Consider the following 15,031-nt stretch of genomic DNA (forward strand, 5'->3'; position numbering starts at 1 on the left):
GCGAAGTCAAGATGTGGCGCATGGAGCGTTCGGTGGTGGCCATGAACATGCTTGAGGCGACGCCCGCTTTGACGACTTTTCCTTTGTTCTGGTTCGCTTATCGCGACGGCGTCACTTGCTTTGTGAGCCATGACGAAGATTGGGATGTCGCGGTCATCAATCGTGATGTGTCGTCATTCTGCTCCAGCTTCAGTTATCGGCGGAACGGACGATAGCTGGCTGTCGTCGCTTGGGTGCGACATCGAGGCGCTGGGCACACTGCGAAACAAACCGATTTCCGAACGAGGCCTAGTGGTCACTACTGAGATGGGTAGCGAACACGCAGATCGGGATCGACAACTGCACCATCCGACAAATGCGCCGGTGTGAGCTTTCCGATATCCATGACATGATAAACGCTCACGCCATGTGCGATCAGGTAGTCGGAGATGATCCGCCGGTGGCAACGCCACCATACCGCCTCCGCGCACATGAGCGCACAACGATTTTCGCCACAAAGGTCGAGAAGCTTCATCAATGCCGTTTGAAATACGTCGGTGAGGGCATAATCGGCGTAATTTTGAAAGCTTTTGTTGCGCCAGAAGCCGTTATCGACAGGCGGAGTCTCCGAGATTTTGGACCTTAGACCGCCAAGTGGCGGGCAGTGGATGTAGCCGATCCCGTCACATTGGAGCTGTGGTGCGAGACTCTCCCGAATTGTAGGCCGGATTGGATCGCGATCTGGGAAACCGACGCACATCAACGACCAGATCCACGGCTTCTCCCAAAAGCATCTGCTTAAAGGTCGTCAATGATCGGTTTGAGTGGCCGATGGTGAAGGCCGTGCCCACCTCGATTGCCTCAGCCAATTTTCGAAAGTGCCGATTCCTTGTGAGCGGCGATATGGTCCGTTCTTTCGCTCTTGATTTCGTATTGAGGCTCTTCCTGGGAAGCGCGCCGCATGTGCCCCTTGTAGTCGAAATCACGCTCGTGAATCCTGATGATCTTTCCGGAGACCCGCCCGCCCTCTGAATTCCAGCTCACTGAATCTCCGATGTTGAACTTGGCCATTGCACTATCTCGCTCGAGTGGCTTTGGCAAAATTAACGCAAGCTGGAGGGCAGTGTTCCATTCGCGCTATCATGGCCCGGGCTGATGGTTCGAGAACGAAAGCTACATTCCCGAACGACCGGAGTAGACGGCCCAGTACCACCGGCAAGTTAGCGCGGGCAGTCGTCGATTTGGGATAGATGGCATGAGCGAGTTGGCAAAGCGAGCGTTCGAGCACACCAATTCTCCGGATGCGGATTACAAGTAATTTTTTGGTAGAATTTGTCGCCAGCGGCAAGAATAATGCACTTTCACGATAATTTTGGTCAATCAGAAATTCGTTGTAAATTGCCTTAATTTTCTTACGATCTCTTAGCCTAAAAATCCGAGTCCGAACATCAAGCATATTTGAATACGTCGAAACGTATTTATTCCACAGCCGGTTCGGTTAATGGCGGTACATGGATTATAATCTACAAAGTATTAGATGGATCAGAGACGATGCTGCGAATTCTTCCTGTTAGCAATTTCCGAGCAATGCGTCGCCTTAACCGGGGCTGTCTTTTATCTCGGCCGATCCCAAAGAAAAGAAGTCTGCAAGATGAGAGACGCATGCGTGCTTCAGACGCACCAACGATCACTTGAAAGAACGCCATGAATAGCTAAATACATAGTATGTCCCACGTACTCCTCTCACTGATGATCAGGAATGCCTCGCAGACCCATGGGTTTGCGGGGGCGGAACCGCGTTGATGTAGAGACATCGGCTCTTTCCCGCCCCGGGATCTTTTCACAGGTTCTTCGAGGTGTCTTGCCGGTTCTGCCCGGCGATGGAGAGAGATATGTTCATAAATGCCCAGCCCTTTGTGCGCAGGCGCTCCGGTGACTTTTCGCCGCGTGCAGCCACATGCTGCCTTCATTGCAAAACTCCGTTCATCGCTGACGTGCAATCTTTGCGGGCTTCCTATCAGGGATGCAGCCGCTCAAGTCGGGGACACAAACCGCATCGCTTCGACGTGGTGCGGATGTGAGGCGCGTTCGCTCCATTCTGACGCGTATGCTGTTGCCGCTACTGTGCATATCGGCGGCCGTCGCGTCGTACATGCTGCACCCTCAGGCACTGGCCTGGCTCGAACTTGACGTCTCGGAGAAACCGCTTCGTGTCTTGACGGGCGGCGCTGCCTATTTTTCTGCCGCTTGGCTTGGCGGCCGCCTCGTCGGATTGGCGCTGGAACGGGTCGGTCGCAAACGTCGTCAGGTTCCGAAACTTCTGCTTGAACTGGTTTCAGCGGCTCTTTTCATTGCTGCGACCATCGCAACGGTGATGCTGGTGATTGGCCAGAGCTGGAGCGGCGCTATCGCCGGTTCGGGACTTGTGATTGCGGTCATCGGCTTTGCATTGCGGGGTACACTTGCCGATGTCTTTGCCGGGATCGCGGTCGGCATCGAAGCTCCCTACCGTATCGGTGATTGGGTTTCCATTAACGATCGGACGAGAGGACGAGTGATCGAAATCGGCTGGCGAACTACACGGCTGTTCACGCGCAACGACACCTATGTGATCCTCCCCAACAGCCAGATCGCCCAGCAGGCACTGACCAACTACAGCGCGCCCAATCGCAAATACCGCGCGCAGGTCGAGGTCGTGCTCGGCCATGAGTTGTCGATAGCGGCGGCTCGCGAGTTGTTGACCAAAGCGGCGGCTCGTTCGCCGATCATTGTCAATGAACCGAAACCGGATGTGCGAGTCGCTTCCTACGATATGGAGGGCATCCGCTATCATGTGCGTTTCTGGGTGCCCAGTTTTGCAGATGATGTAGACTGTCGTGACGCCATCTTCGGGCAAATCGACGCTGCGCTTCGCCACAGTGGATTGGCTTTGCCAGCGGCGGGATTGTCTGTGTCGAGTGGCCGAGTGAAGAGAGCCACTGCGGTGGGCGAGAGCGCGATGCGTGATCACCCGTCTTGAGGTGGAGGGCGGTAGCGCGTCCCGCTCTGGCAGCGCGATGCTCACAATGGACGGCGACTTAGATAGGATATGTTCAGGATCGTCCACGTTCGACTGCCGATCGTGGCAAAGTTGTCTCAGGCAGGAGTTATGTTCTGCGTCCTTGAATACGACCTGAAGAAAGCGCGTCCAACTTGGATCATGTGCGGGTGTGCTTAGACGCGCCAGGCGCTTGATCGGCGGAACTCGATTTGTCAGCCCCGTTTGTGCAGAGAAACGTGCGAAAGTTCCTCCTGTAGCGCTCGGGTAATCTCATCAGGGCCACAGGCTCTACCTCCGCAGGTGAAAGCCGGCCGAACCCTCCCGCGTGAAAGGTTCAGAGTAGCTGTCCAGATGCGGCGGGGCAGGACGGCCTCCGTCATCTTCCCAGCGCGCCAAGCATTCCGCATTGAGCCCTCCTGCATAGTCTGTACTGGCTGCGCGTTGGTACAGCCTTGACGACGATTGGTTCGACATTTTACCGCGAATCATCATGTCTTCGATCCTTCAAATTTTTTCCGTGGGAGCCGTTGGCTGGTGTCTTCACAAAACGCAATTGCGCTAGAAGCCAGTTCACGAAACAACAGGACTGCCAAGCGCGCTTTGGTGTTCGAGCTCTGGCGCGACCGGCCGCATCCGCAATTCGCGGTCATCGAAGCCATCGACGATCCGGGGAATGTCGTTTCGCGAAATGCCGATATTGTGGAGTAAATTGTCGTCCATGGCCCGAAGAGCCGCGATCATTCTGTGGCGCTGCCAGTTGCGAACGATATTTCGGGCCCAGCGACCCAACATTCCATGTCTTCTGCCTCTGTTGCGCTGGCCGGCCCCGTGAGGCTTGGGGGACAAGGGAATGTCAGAATTGATGATTTCGGTGTGCATGACGATTTCTCCAGGATGAGGCGGTTGAACCGAGACGTCTGCGCGCGACTGCCGAGCCGGCCGCACATGGCAGGAACCGGCCGTTCGGCGCATTCGTCATTCAGATGAACGATGTGAGAACAGGAGTACCCCGCAGCGCAGACAGGCAACCGCCATGTCCCGCCCGGGGTCAGCGGCGGTTCAGATTGCTTCCTGCGCTGCGCAGGAACCTCTTATGGAAACTGAACATGGTCATGTTCCTCATGTGAGCATCCTGGCGAAGCTAATCAAGCGCGTGAGATGGGCTGCGACGTTCTGGCGCCATCTGCAATAGCTTGGGAGATTATGAAGGCTAAAGACAAAACCATAACTTCGATCGGACTATCTCAGCAATAGATTCGCTATAGATCAAGTAAGCGCTGCGGTCAGACCCGGTCTTTGGTTGCCATTCATTAGGTGCTGGCGGCTCGCCGATCGCCTTTTTTCTACGCCTTGCCACGGTGAGGGCCATCACGCAATTGCGTGGCATGCCCAAGACCTGAGCAATCGCCACCTATTGCCCGAGTGACTTTTTCGCCTCGGGCGTGTCGCGAGGGACAGGTGTGATCAACTATCAGCAGACGGAAGCGATATCGCGCAGCACGCGTATGCTGCGCGCTGTATTCGTTCCGGCGGTAGCACGCTTTCAACGACCCCGAGATCGTCGAAGGAAAGGCCGACACGAGGTCGGCCTAAGTGGGGGAATCGGAGGGACGGGGGTATCCCTGCCACTAAAACTTTTGTCTCCGGAATTTGTCGCGATATCCGGCCTTTGTGGTCGGCGGGCCATGTCCGTCCAATCTCAAGCGGTGCCGACGAAGCGACCGGCCGCCCGAATTGCGCCCATAGAATAGTCAGCACGCCCCCGGTCGCGATCAACAGCGCTGCGGCTGCCGACGCCAATCGACCAAAGGGGCGTGTTTCGCTTTCAAGGGGATTTCCTTCCACCCGATCCAACATCGATCGCTGCCATCCTGCTTAACTCGTTCTCGCTCTCATCATGCAAGAACTGGGCCGCATAGGCCGGCTAGATGTGGACCACAGCGAAACCGGAGGCGTCGGAGCTTATGTGAAATTCTTTGATGTGGTGGCCGAAAGTTTCCCTACGGCGCACGCCGGTTATTCAAACCGGAGGGCTCCGGCCGCCAAGCCGGCCTACAGAGGCCGGAAGAAAACCAGAGCCGAAAAAACCAGCAGCAAGACCCGGCAAAAAACTGCCGGCACGAGACCGGCCGATTGATCGTTCTTCAGGTCGAAAATTCAAGATCGCTGGAGAGCGCGACCTGCCGCCCACCAAACCGGCACCTCACTCACTCCGCCAGTGAGCACCAGCTGGATGGCAACCGAGCCTGCCTCTAGTCCCCCGGAGCATTCCGTCCGTCACCTCGCTACCCGTGTGTCGCGGGGTGATCAGATTGGTAAGGTCAAAACTCTGTTGGCGTGCTTCCGCGAGGTATTCATCCTTTATGGTCTCCGATATCTGCGGCTGCCGCGATAGGATCCAGAGATATTTTCGATCAGGCGTGCCGACAAAAGCAGTCCGGTAGCCCGGATCGATTTTGAGGACCCAATAGTCACCCTTTGTAAAGGGTATCCAGCGCACGTGTTCCGGCAAGAAAGTTACTTTGAGCCGCGACTTCGCGTCATCGACAGGTGCCCCTGACCGATTGCCTGAGAAGGCTGCCCGTCGTCGTCGAAGCACCTGTTATCGTCCCTCACGGTCCCATCGTCGTTCAGCGAATAAGTCGCGGTGATATTGGTTGCTGTCTCATCTTCCCATTTTAGCGGCAAGCGACAGATCTCGTACCATCGGCCCAGATAGCGATTTAGATCGAGCATGCTTATGGCAATCACGTCGGCCATGAGTTTGGTTCCTTTTGAGCAGGGCGCCCCCGGCTATGCTGTCGCAAGAGGTGAATATGTCTGACTTCTTCGATACAGCGCGTAAGGTCGCCGTTCCATTTTTGCTCACCCTAGTTGCCACGATCGCATTTGCCAGAGGCAGCGTGGTGCTATCCTTTCTGGCCAGCCTCTGATCGCCACTATCAACAATCGGTTCTCGTCGCCCAGCCAGGGTTTCGCTCTCGAAGCGCGGCCGGCGGTAATGATCGCGTGAAGGCTGTCCTACTGCCTGGACTCACAACCAGTAGCTGACGGTTGCGGCGATGCAGATTGCTGCGAGGAAGTTGGTTGCGAGCCGGTCGTAGCGGGTGGCGATGCGGCGGAGGTCCTTGAGACTGCAGAACATGCGCTCGATGGCGTTTCGGTCACGATAGGGATACGGCGAGAAGCAGTTCTTCCACTTGCTGTTGGTCTTTGGCCCGATGTTTGCAAAAGTACCGCGCTGCCTGACTTGACGACGTATGGCGTCGCTTCCGTAGCCCTTGTAGGCGTTCAGCAGCGAGGTCGGCGGCATCCGATCGATCAGCACCTCACCTGCTGTGCATTCGCCAACGTTGCCTCCAGTCAAGAGAAAGGCGACGGGCCTGCAAATCCCACCTGTCAGAGCGTTGATCTTGGTGGTGCGCCCGCCGCGCGATCTTCCAATGGCCTGGTTGAGTTCCCCTTTTTCCGCCCCCCACACTACGATGGGCACGAACCGCCGCGAATCGATAAGCAGTTGCGCCGGTGGCCCGCCAGCATTGGCCAAGGCATCCAATACGCCGCTCCGAATGCCCTTGGGCGGCCCAACGCTGGAAGCGATTGTAGAGCGTCTTCCTCGGACCGTAGACCGCAGGTGCGTCGCCCTAGCGGCCTCCGCTCTTGATGACGTGGATGATGCCGCTGATCACCCGCCGGTCATCAGCACGGGGCTTGCCGGGGAGTTGGTCGGAAGATGAAGCCTCAGCTTCGCGAATAAGCGTCCGTTAGCCAGAAGTAGTCTCAATTCATCCATATTCTCCACTCGGAGGCGGTGCACCACATCACCGAGCTTGAACGAACCCCTTTATGGGTCCGGACCCTACTCGGCCTTGGGAAGTAACGGGATCATGCGGATCATGCGCGGGTGCCGAGATATCTGCCGACACCCCATCCTGCAACCAATCCGGTCGCCATTATGGCCCACCGACCAGCTGTGCTGGCGTAGAAGGCGAAGTGGAACGCTACGATCGCGCGATGCTCATGCCGATGAAGCAGCCGACGATAGCATAGCGATCTGGTTTGGGCCGATCACGCCAAGCCGTCATGTCTTTCCGCCCTTCACGATCTGAACGATCGATCCAACGCAGGCCACGACGGCCAGCAAGAAGAATAACCAGTTCATTGTACCGAGCGCCGGACTTGGGGCTTCCCCTGCCGGTCCAAATATTGAATAGCCGAGATAAAGCGCAACGACGCCACTGATCGTCCCGATGACCTTTGGATTGTTCATCGATGGCAGCCCCCTTGACGTTAGGGAACTTCACCATGGAATCGCTCATCCGGCAAGCGCCCCGTGAACTTCACTGGCCGCTGAGAAATCCGCGGTTAACCCAGCCTTCCCATCCATCGGCGCGAACCTTTTGCCAGTTGCCCCTCGCGTAGGGCAGGAAGGCGATATCACACTGGTGACGGGAGAGCCTGGTCAGAATCCGCGACTGAGGTGAAGGCCAAGCGCGAAGGTTCAACGAATCGCCTGCCGCAACGCCAGTGACGCAGTACATCGACGGCGACACCATGGCGATGTAGCGCCTGTGGACCCAGCCTAGCGAATGACCGTCTTCCACCGGACACCAGTTACCGCGACATTCGTCGGTTACCCGGATACCGCATTCACCGTAGCGCTTGCGAGCAGCTATTGGCGCATTGGCACTGGGACCTTCGCGCATGTTCAACCGGTCATCCGCGCGCACGTTGACAACACAGTGCTCTTCGCCGGGCACCACCTGTGCCGCGGCAACTCCAGAAAGGCCGGACATTGCCAAGACTGCAAAGGCGAATAGAGAATGCTTGTTCATCGAAATCTCCTGCTTCGGCAACAGACTAAAACGGACAAGCTGAATGGCGGATGTACAAGGTGCGGGTCTGCCCGGAGCACCGACCAAAGGCGGCTTGACGCGACGACGAAGGCGGTCAAGGCGTGGCCGATTGGACGGCGGCTGTCAGGTCAAGCGTTGGGTCCGATGCCGATCTACCTCGCTAGTTCCGCAAGGCCCTCCAACGATTGATGCATAGCCTCCAGGCGATCGGGCATGAAGATGTTCATGTTCGCCAGCATCACAACGCCCAGCTCTGCTTCCGGAACGAATGTGGCATACGCCCCGAAGCCGTTGGTCGAACCGGTCTTGCTGTAGAGAACCGCAGTCGACGAATTTGCATCACGCTCCGCTGGTGTGGCGGGATTGCTTTCGAACGCCATGGTGCGGGAATTGCCGGCGCGAAGCCGCTCCAATGGGAGTGGAAAGGGAAACTGCTCCCAACCGAGGCCCTGGATCATTCCGCCGACTTTGAAATAGCCTTTGTGGGTTGCCTCGACGGCTTCACGCATGACGGGATCGAGCCGTTCTGGATGCAGATTGGCGTCGATAAAGGCGATCATATCGGCCGCGCTTGATTTCACCCCGTACGCTTCTTCGTCGAAGGCGCCGGGGCTGACGCGGACTGCACGACCGTCTGCATCGTAACCCCAGGCATACGACGCCATGAAATTTTCAGGCACGTGCACAAAGGTGTGAGTTAAAGCCAGCCGCTTGAAGATCTCCAACTCAAGAAGATTGGCGAAGTCCCCACCTAACGCCTTGGCCGTCAGATGCCCGAAGAGTCCAATACTGGGGTTGGAATAGCGTCGAACGGCGCCCGGCTCGGCTTCCGGTTTCCAAGCAGCGATATACGAGATTGCGTTTCTGTCGTTGTCGACGCCTTGAGGGAACTGCAACGGCAGACCACCAGCCGTGTAGGTGGCCAGATTCAGTAGGGTCGCCTGGTCTACGGCCGATCCCGCGAGTTCGGCGAGGTACATCGAAGGTTTGTCCTCAAGCGAAAGCTTTCCCGTAGCCAAGGCATAGCCGCCAAGCGTCGCGGTGAAGGTTTTACTGACCGAGCCGATCTCGAATATCGTGTGTTCTGTCACTGGTTCCCGTGTCTCCAGCGAAGCCACGCCGTAATTGATGAAGTAGTGCTTCCCACCGATGGTGACGGCCACCGCAAGGCCGGGCACTTGGTGTTTGCGGATCAGGGAGCCAAATGCTTCATCCACTATGGCTGCGACCTGCTCCCGATCGGCAGAATTGGCAAGGGCAGGATTTACCGCCAGAAAAATGGCGAAGAGCAGAAAGGTATTTGTGCGCATACGTAATATAACCTCAGTTAAATCGATCTCTGAAAGGATATTTTTGTTCCGCTGCCGACTTGGCTTCGCGAATACTGCATTCGGGTCGGCGTCTGCTAGCGGTGGCTGATTACTTGGACGATGGCTTCGCCGATTTCTTTGACCGCCTGGTTTCTCGCAGCCCAGTCCGCTTGTGTGTCTGAAACGTAGATAGCGATGAGGTGTGGTTCGTCATCTGGCGGTGTCACCATGGCGACAAGGTTGCGGGTGTGCTGCTGCCCGCCGCCGGACTTGTCGGCGACGTGCCAGTTATCAGGCGTACTCGCTCGAAGAAGAGCGCCGGTGACACCGCCTCGGCTCATCCAGTCCAGCAGCAGGGCTCGGTGCCTGGACGACAACGCATCACCTAACAACATGGACTCCCACGTCGTGAGAATAGCAGCGGGTGTCGTTGTGTCCCGCGGGTCGCCCGGAACAAAGAGGTTGAGATCGGGCTCGATCCTGTCGAGCCGGGTGACTGCGTCTCCAATGCTGCGGGCGAAGGCGGTTACTTCCTGCGTTCCCCGAGACGCTCAATCAGGATGTTGGCTGCGGTGTTGTCGCTGATGTCAAGCGTGGCAAGGCAGAGATCGCTGACAGACATTGTTTTGCCGGCAGCCTTCTCAGTGACTGGTGAATAGGCGACGAGTTCGTCACGTCTAATCTCCAGCTGCTCATCCAGGCTCATTAGGCCCCGCTCCACGCGGTCGAGGACGGCGCCACACAGGACGGATTTGAAGGTACTGGCCATGAGAAAGCGCTCGTCCTGCCGATGGCCCCACTCCCACTGGCTTGCAGTGTCTCGCACAAGCACACCGATCCGCGCATCGAGCTTTGTCTCGATCTCGCGGACTGTTTTTAAGAGTTGCGCTTCTGCGGGTTGAGCTGTGGCGTTTCCGTGCAGGCTCAGCCCGACGACAACAGCGGTCATCAGGGAGCCAATTCTGCTTGCCAATAGATTCATTTGCTTTGCTCCGATTTTGGGGAGGGCGCACCTGCACAGGCGGCGATGGGGGCGCGATTGGCGGGCCGACCTGCAGCTGCTCATCAACTCAGATCATGCATCTGAATTAACCGGAGGCAAATTCCGGTGTAAGACGACAAATAGTTGAGTTGTGTATGAGCTGAGGTACTGCCGTGGATCGACCTGACCTGCCCCTCAATGCCCTTCGCACTTTCGAGGTCGCCGTGCGGCAGGGAAGCTTCACCCGCGCCGCAATTGAACTGCGCGTCACGCAAGCTGCGGTGAGCCATCAAATTGCTCGTCTTGAGGAACTGCTCGGTGCGAAGCTCCTGTTGCGCACGCCCAGCGGCCTGGTGCCAACGGACGAGGGCGTGGCGCTCTACCCCGTTCTGGAGCACGGCCTGGACGCGATTTCCCGCGTGCTGGATCGGGTCACCGGCAAGCAGCGGATCGAAGTTCTGAAGGTGGGCGTGGTGACCACGTTTGCGCTTGGATGGCTGATACCGCGTCTTCCGCAATTTCAGAAAACCCATCCAGAGATCGAGATGCGCATTTCAACCAACAACAACCGCGTGGAGATCACGCGTGAGGGATTGGACATGGCAATTCGTTTCGGCGACGGGAACTGGGCCAAGGTGGAAGCCTGGCCATTGATTGATGCGCCGATGTCGGTGCTTTGTGCTCCGGAGATTGCAGCAGGACTTCGCCACCCCGGTGATCTTGCGCATCACACGTTACTCAGGAGCTATCGAAGCGATGAGTGGTCTCGCTGGTTCGCTGAAATGGGTGTTCCTTGCCCGCCTGTTACAGGGCCAGTCCTGGACTCATCCCTAGCGATCGCCGAGCTTGCATCTCAGGGATTGGGCATCGCGCTGCTACCGCTTCCAATGTTCGCTCGCCAGATTGAGACCGGCAAACTGGCGCAACCGTTCGGCACGACCGTTTCTGCAGGACGCTACTATCTGACATGCCCCTCCGACCGGGTGCAGAATTCGGCGATGATCGCATTCTCGAACTGGATACGGTCCGAGAGTGCTGTTTGGGTTGAAACGAGGGATTAGGAGCTTGGGAGCGTCAAGCGTATGGTCTTTCCAACGCTCGCTTGCCATGTTCTCGCGTTTGCAATCGGCCGAGGCGCAGAGTGTTGGTTATGAGCCGATGAAATCACGGCTATGGAGAATATGCTCCGATACACCGGGACTGTGACCGGTGGACGTTGAACGGCAGCTCCAAACGTGAGTCCGCGGGAATTATCTCCGGCGAGGCGTTGCCGTCTGCATCTTGCCGTTTGATTTGGAACGGGCTCCCAAATAGGCTTCGTGGGGTGGGCAAGCCGCATCCGGACTCGCGGGGAGGGCATAGCCCGCTAGCTTTGAGATTTTGAGACCTCTCCAGCCTCCTCTCGTTCTTGCTGGCGCCGCCATTCTTCGCCTTGGCTCGAACTCTCTGCGTCTATTGCGAAAGCGCGGACTGAACGTCGGTCAGCGCAAAATCGTCGCCAACGTAGAGAAGAGGAGCGGAATGCCGTTTTGCGAGGGCATAGGCGAAGCAATCGCCAAAGTTCAGGCCGCCACGCGTGCCGAATCCCTTGCCGTAATCTAGGCGCGCCTTCATGGCGGCACGGGCAAGGCTATCGTCTACGGGCGCAATCGATATGCGGAAATCGGACAGGAACTCGTCGAGATCGGTAATAGCCTCGTGCCGGTCACCGTCCCTGATCCTGCCGGCCATAACGGTACCGGCCTCAACGTAGTTCACCGCCGAAATGAGACGCGCGGCATCCAGCTGAAGAGCGGCCATGCAATCAAACGCTTCCGTCTCCTCGAACAGAATCGCAATGATCGCGGACGCATCCACGATCATCATCGGGAGATGCCAAGCTCTTCGGGGGTGTCGCCAACAGCTTCATCCCATTCCTGCTTGGTGACCGGGCGGCGATCGTAGCGGCCAGCGCGCTCGCGCACGAAGGCTTTCATGCGCGCAACGTAGTCGGCCTGAGCTTCCCGTTCGGCGCGCAACCGTTCCAGGCGCTCGCGCATGGCCTGGGTGATGGCGTCCGTCATGGTTTCGCCAGTCAGGCGGGACAATTCTCGCGCCAGCCGATCCGCTTCCTCTGTCTTGATGCTCAAGGCCATGGCAACCAACTTTCTAGATACACGATCTAGATGGCATTTCTGTGTCTATCTTTCAATCAAAACGACCGAACATTCTCGCTGCTATGGATCGGCACCGTCAGGATCACGAATGTCTTCCAGGGTGGTCGCGATTATGAAGCCTTGTACCCGGACCACGACGGAGAGAAATAGGACCAATCGACTGCGGGGCGTACCTAAGCGATTGAGGAGCGCCGCTTGTAGCGAGTATCTCATGGTAGCGCAGTTCGATAACAGGCCGCCCCGGAGCTCGTTCTCACACGCTCGAACCGGCAACCGAAGTGAGCACGGCGCAGTAGTGACACGCAGCGCCTGCGAGCACGAAGCCGTGCCAGATGGCGTTCTGAAATCTGAGACGATGCCAAAGGTGAAAAATGACGCCGGTCGAATAGACCGCGCCGCCGAGAATAAGCAACCATATGATCGTCGGGGAAAAGCTGCTCAGCATGATGTCGAACATGAAAACGCCGCTCCATCCCAGGCCGAGGTAAAGAAGGAGGGCGATCCGATCAAAGCGACCAGGGAACGCGATCTTCAAAAGCATGCCCAGGGCCGCCACGCTCCACATCCATACGAGCAACCATGCTCCTCGAGCTCCCAGTTGCAGAGCGAAAGGCGTGTAGGTGCCTGCAATCAGAAGATAGATCGCCGCATGATCGAATTTGCGCATTTGCCATTTGCGCGGTCCGATAGGCCACATGTTGTAGATCGCTGACATGGAAAGCGTCGTTACCAGCGTCACAGCATAGACTGAGGCGGCGATGGCGCTACTGACGTTGGCGACCCAGAAGGCGGCGAAGACCATCGCGACCGCACCACCCAAGCTGAGGATCACTCCGACAACGTGGATCGTGCCATCTGCGACGAGCTCTGTACGATCATAATTCCAGGGAAAGTTGTTCATCGGTTCCGTTGAGTTGGAAGCCGACGCGATGACATGGGAATGTGGCGGTTCAAAGCCTTGCGTCGATGCTGGCACCAACAATCGGGCTGCCTAGCTACGAGTGCGCCTGCTCACGGTCTTCCAAAGCCCGACAATTGTCCGTCGTCAGGGATTTTGGGACAACTAGCGGCGTGAGCTAACGGAGGCTCTGGTCCATCAGGGTTGTCATTTTACGCTGCCGCTTTTCGATGAAGCAAGCGGCGCTGTGTGATGGTTTCGCGTTTGATCCTTTCCCTTTCCAGCATGATGATGTCGCCGCGCCCGAAGTAGACGTCGGCAGGTGTGAGATTGCCGATGCTCTCGTGGTATCGGCGGTGGTTGTAATGATCGACGAAGGCCGCGACCTGCCGCTCGAGATCGCCCGGCAGGAAGTAGTTTTCGAGCAGGATCCGGTTCTTGAGCGTCTGGTGCCAGCGCTCGATTTTGCCCTGGGTCTGCGGGTGCAGTGGCGCTCCGCGGACATGGCTCATGCCGTTGGCGTCGATCCACTCGGCGAGTTCGGCGGCGATGTAGGACGGGCCGTTATCACTCAACAGCTTCGGCTTGTGCAGCACCCTGGCGCTGTCACAGCCTGATGCCGTGAGGGCCATTGTCAGCGTGTCGGTGACGTCCCCGGCCTTCATCGTGGTGCACAGCTTCCAGGCGATGATGTAGCGCGAGAAGTCGTCGAGCACCGTCGACAGATAGAACCACCCCCAGCCGATGACCTTCAAATATGTGAAATCGGTCTGCCAGAGTTGGTTGGGCGCTGTGGTCTTGTCGTGGAACTCGTCGGCTGCCTTGATGACGATGAAGGCCGGGCTGGTGATCAGGTCATAGACCTTGAGCAGGCGATAGACCGAGGATTCCGAGACGAAGTAGCCCTTCGTGTCGGTGAAGGTGACCGCCAGTTCCCGAGGCGACAACTCCGGCACGTTCAGCGCCAGTTCGATGATCTGGTCGCGCACCTGATCGGGGATGCGGTTCCAAACCCGGCTCGGGCGAGGTCTGCGATCTTCCAGCGCGTCGACGCCGCCGGCAAGGAAGCGGTCATACCAGCGATTGAAGGTCGAGCGTGGAATGCCGAGTTTTTGCAGCGTGCGCCGCGCCGACAAGTGAGAGCTCTCGACCAGGCGGATGATCTCGAGCTTTTCGGATGCGGGGTATCTCATTCGTCGTCGCCCCCATCCGCGATCATGCTTTTTTAAGAATCCGCAGTTCCAGCGCCTGCTCGGCGACGACCTCCTTGAGATCGCGCGCCTCCTTGCGCAGCACCTTCACCTCGTCGCTGGTGGCGGCGCTTGCCGTGTCGCCGGCAAGCCGCTTCTTGCCGGCTTCCAGGAATTCCTTCGACCAGTTGTAATAAAGGCTCTCGGCGATCCCTTCGCGCCGGCAGAGCGCCGCGATCGATTCCTCGCCGCGAAGGCCTTCAAGCACAATGCGGATCTTCTCCTCGGCCGAATATTGCTTGCGGGTTGCGCGGCGGATGTCCTTGATGACCTGCTCTGCAGGCGCTTTCCCTGTCCCGGATTTCTGTCTCATCTTCGCTCCTTTGAAAGGCTACGATGAACCAGAAATCCTCCGCTATCAGTTAAGCCAATTTGGTCCCATCAGTGCTGACGCCGGACACCACGAGGAAGCCGGCAGGGACAGCTTCCAGCACGCTCTTAAGCTTTTCTTCCCGTTGTGCACTCATAGTACACATTATAGCACATATTCAAAGAGATTGCCACGGCCACTTTGAAGAAGTCCGATTAGGGGTACTGTGGATACACAGATAGTCAAGTTT

At 57.5% G+C, this 15,031-nt stretch carries 15 protein-coding genes and 2 pseudogenes; 3 read left to right on the plus strand and 14 right to left on the minus strand.

What is annotated here, in order from left to right; genetic code table 11:
• Positions 1-20: 20 nt before the first annotated feature.
• Positions 21-215 carry a hypothetical protein gene (locus HK436_RS25700; RefSeq protein WP_173194488.1) on the plus strand — a complete coding sequence of 65 codons (195 nt, stop codon included), beginning with the start codon at positions 21-23 and terminating at the stop codon, positions 213-215.
• Between the two features lie 83 nt (positions 216-298).
• Here HK436_RS25700 and HK436_RS25705 read toward each other — a convergent pair whose 3' ends face one another.
• Both HK436_RS25705 and HK436_RS25710 read right to left on the minus strand, forming a co-directional pair.
• Complete coding sequence (locus HK436_RS25705) at positions 299-739, minus strand: DUF488 domain-containing protein (protein ID WP_312860743.1); 441 nt, start codon at positions 737-739, stop codon at positions 299-301.
• Positions 740-840: 101 nt separating this feature from the next.
• A complete protein-coding gene (locus HK436_RS25710) occupies positions 841-1,050 on the minus strand; it encodes a hypervirulence associated TUDOR domain-containing protein (RefSeq protein ID WP_173194489.1) in 210 nt (69 codons plus the stop codon).
• Between the two features lie 1,081 nt (positions 1,051-2,131).
• Here HK436_RS25710 and HK436_RS25715 point away from each other — a divergent pair.
• Positions 2,132-2,998, plus strand: coding sequence for a mechanosensitive ion channel family protein (locus tag HK436_RS25715; RefSeq protein WP_244649404.1), 867 nt, complete (start codon positions 2,132-2,134; stop codon positions 2,996-2,998).
• 591 nt (positions 2,999-3,589) lie between these two features.
• Here HK436_RS25715 and HK436_RS25720 read toward each other — a convergent pair.
• The 8 genes and pseudogenes from HK436_RS25720 to HK436_RS32580 all read right to left on the minus strand — a co-directional run bounded on the left by HK436_RS25720 (position 3,590) and on the right by HK436_RS32580 (position 10,167).
• Positions 3,590-3,898: a DUF1127 domain-containing protein gene (locus HK436_RS25720; protein ID WP_173194490.1), complete on the minus strand. Its 309-nt coding sequence runs from the start codon at positions 3,896-3,898 to the stop codon at positions 3,590-3,592.
• Between the two features lie 1,324 nt (positions 3,899-5,222).
• Positions 5,223-5,779, minus strand: a pseudogene (locus HK436_RS31865) (lipocalin family protein).
• Positions 5,780-6,053: 274 nt separating this feature from the next.
• Positions 6,054-6,793, minus strand: a pseudogene (locus HK436_RS25730) (IS5 family transposase); the annotation flags it as partial.
• A 227-nt stretch (positions 6,794-7,020) separates the two neighbouring features.
• Complete coding sequence (locus tag HK436_RS25735) at positions 7,021-7,338, minus strand: hypothetical protein (RefSeq protein WP_173194491.1); 318 nt, start codon at positions 7,336-7,338, stop codon at positions 7,021-7,023.
• Between the two features lie 21 nt (positions 7,339-7,359).
• Positions 7,360-7,854: an SH3 domain-containing protein gene (locus tag HK436_RS25740; RefSeq protein WP_173194492.1), complete on the minus strand. Its 495-nt coding sequence runs from the start codon at positions 7,852-7,854 to the stop codon at positions 7,360-7,362.
• Positions 7,855-8,027: 173 nt separating this feature from the next.
• The gene (ampC, locus tag HK436_RS25745) at positions 8,028-9,185 is read right to left on the minus strand and encodes a class C beta-lactamase (RefSeq protein ID WP_173194493.1); all 1,158 of its coding nucleotides are present in this window, start codon (positions 9,183-9,185) and stop codon (positions 8,028-8,030) included.
• Between the two features lie 95 nt (positions 9,186-9,280).
• Positions 9,281-9,694: a serine hydrolase gene (locus HK436_RS32575; protein WP_312860758.1), complete on the minus strand. Its 414-nt coding sequence runs from the start codon at positions 9,692-9,694 to the stop codon at positions 9,281-9,283.
• Between the two features lie 17 nt (positions 9,695-9,711).
• A complete protein-coding gene (locus HK436_RS32580; protein ID WP_206680576.1) occupies positions 9,712-10,167 on the minus strand; it encodes a serine hydrolase in 456 nt (151 codons plus the stop codon).
• A gap of 173 nt (positions 10,168-10,340) precedes the next feature.
• Here HK436_RS32580 and HK436_RS25755 point away from each other — a divergent pair, with 173 nt between their 5' ends.
• Positions 10,341-11,228 (plus strand): LysR family transcriptional regulator, encoded by an 888-nt coding sequence (locus HK436_RS25755; RefSeq protein ID WP_173194494.1) that lies wholly within the window; start codon positions 10,341-10,343, stop codon positions 11,226-11,228.
• A gap of 391 nt (positions 11,229-11,619) precedes the next feature.
• Here the strand turns inward: HK436_RS25755 and HK436_RS25760 are convergent, their stop codons facing one another.
• From HK436_RS25760 to HK436_RS25775, 4 genes are all read right to left on the minus strand, one after another.
• Positions 11,620-12,033 (minus strand): type II toxin-antitoxin system VapC family toxin, encoded by a 414-nt coding sequence (locus HK436_RS25760; protein ID WP_173194495.1) that lies wholly within the window; start codon positions 12,031-12,033, stop codon positions 11,620-11,622.
• Positions 12,030-12,302, minus strand: a complete 273-nt coding sequence (locus HK436_RS25765; protein ID WP_173194496.1) for a type II toxin-antitoxin system VapB family antitoxin — start codon at positions 12,300-12,302, stop codon at positions 12,030-12,032. The genes HK436_RS25760 and HK436_RS25765 overlap by 4 nt, the downstream gene beginning before the upstream one ends.
• Positions 12,303-12,576: 274 nt before the next feature.
• Complete coding sequence (trhA, locus tag HK436_RS25770; protein ID WP_173194574.1) at positions 12,577-13,224, minus strand: PAQR family membrane homeostasis protein TrhA; 648 nt, start codon at positions 13,222-13,224, stop codon at positions 12,577-12,579.
• A 209-nt stretch (positions 13,225-13,433) separates the two neighbouring features.
• Positions 13,434-14,784 (minus strand): IS3 family transposase gene (locus HK436_RS25775; protein WP_173194497.1). Its coding sequence is split into 2 segments (ribosomal slippage): positions 13,434-14,448 and positions 14,447-14,784, totalling 1,353 coding nucleotides; the frame shifts between segments, so codons are not numbered across the junction.
• Between the last annotated feature and the right edge of the window lie 247 nt (positions 14,785-15,031).

Origin of the sequence: Neoaquamicrobium sediminum, from assembly GCF_013240295.1 — a bacterium.
Classification (GTDB): Bacteria; Pseudomonadota; Alphaproteobacteria; order Rhizobiales; family Rhizobiaceae; genus Aerobium; species Aerobium sediminum.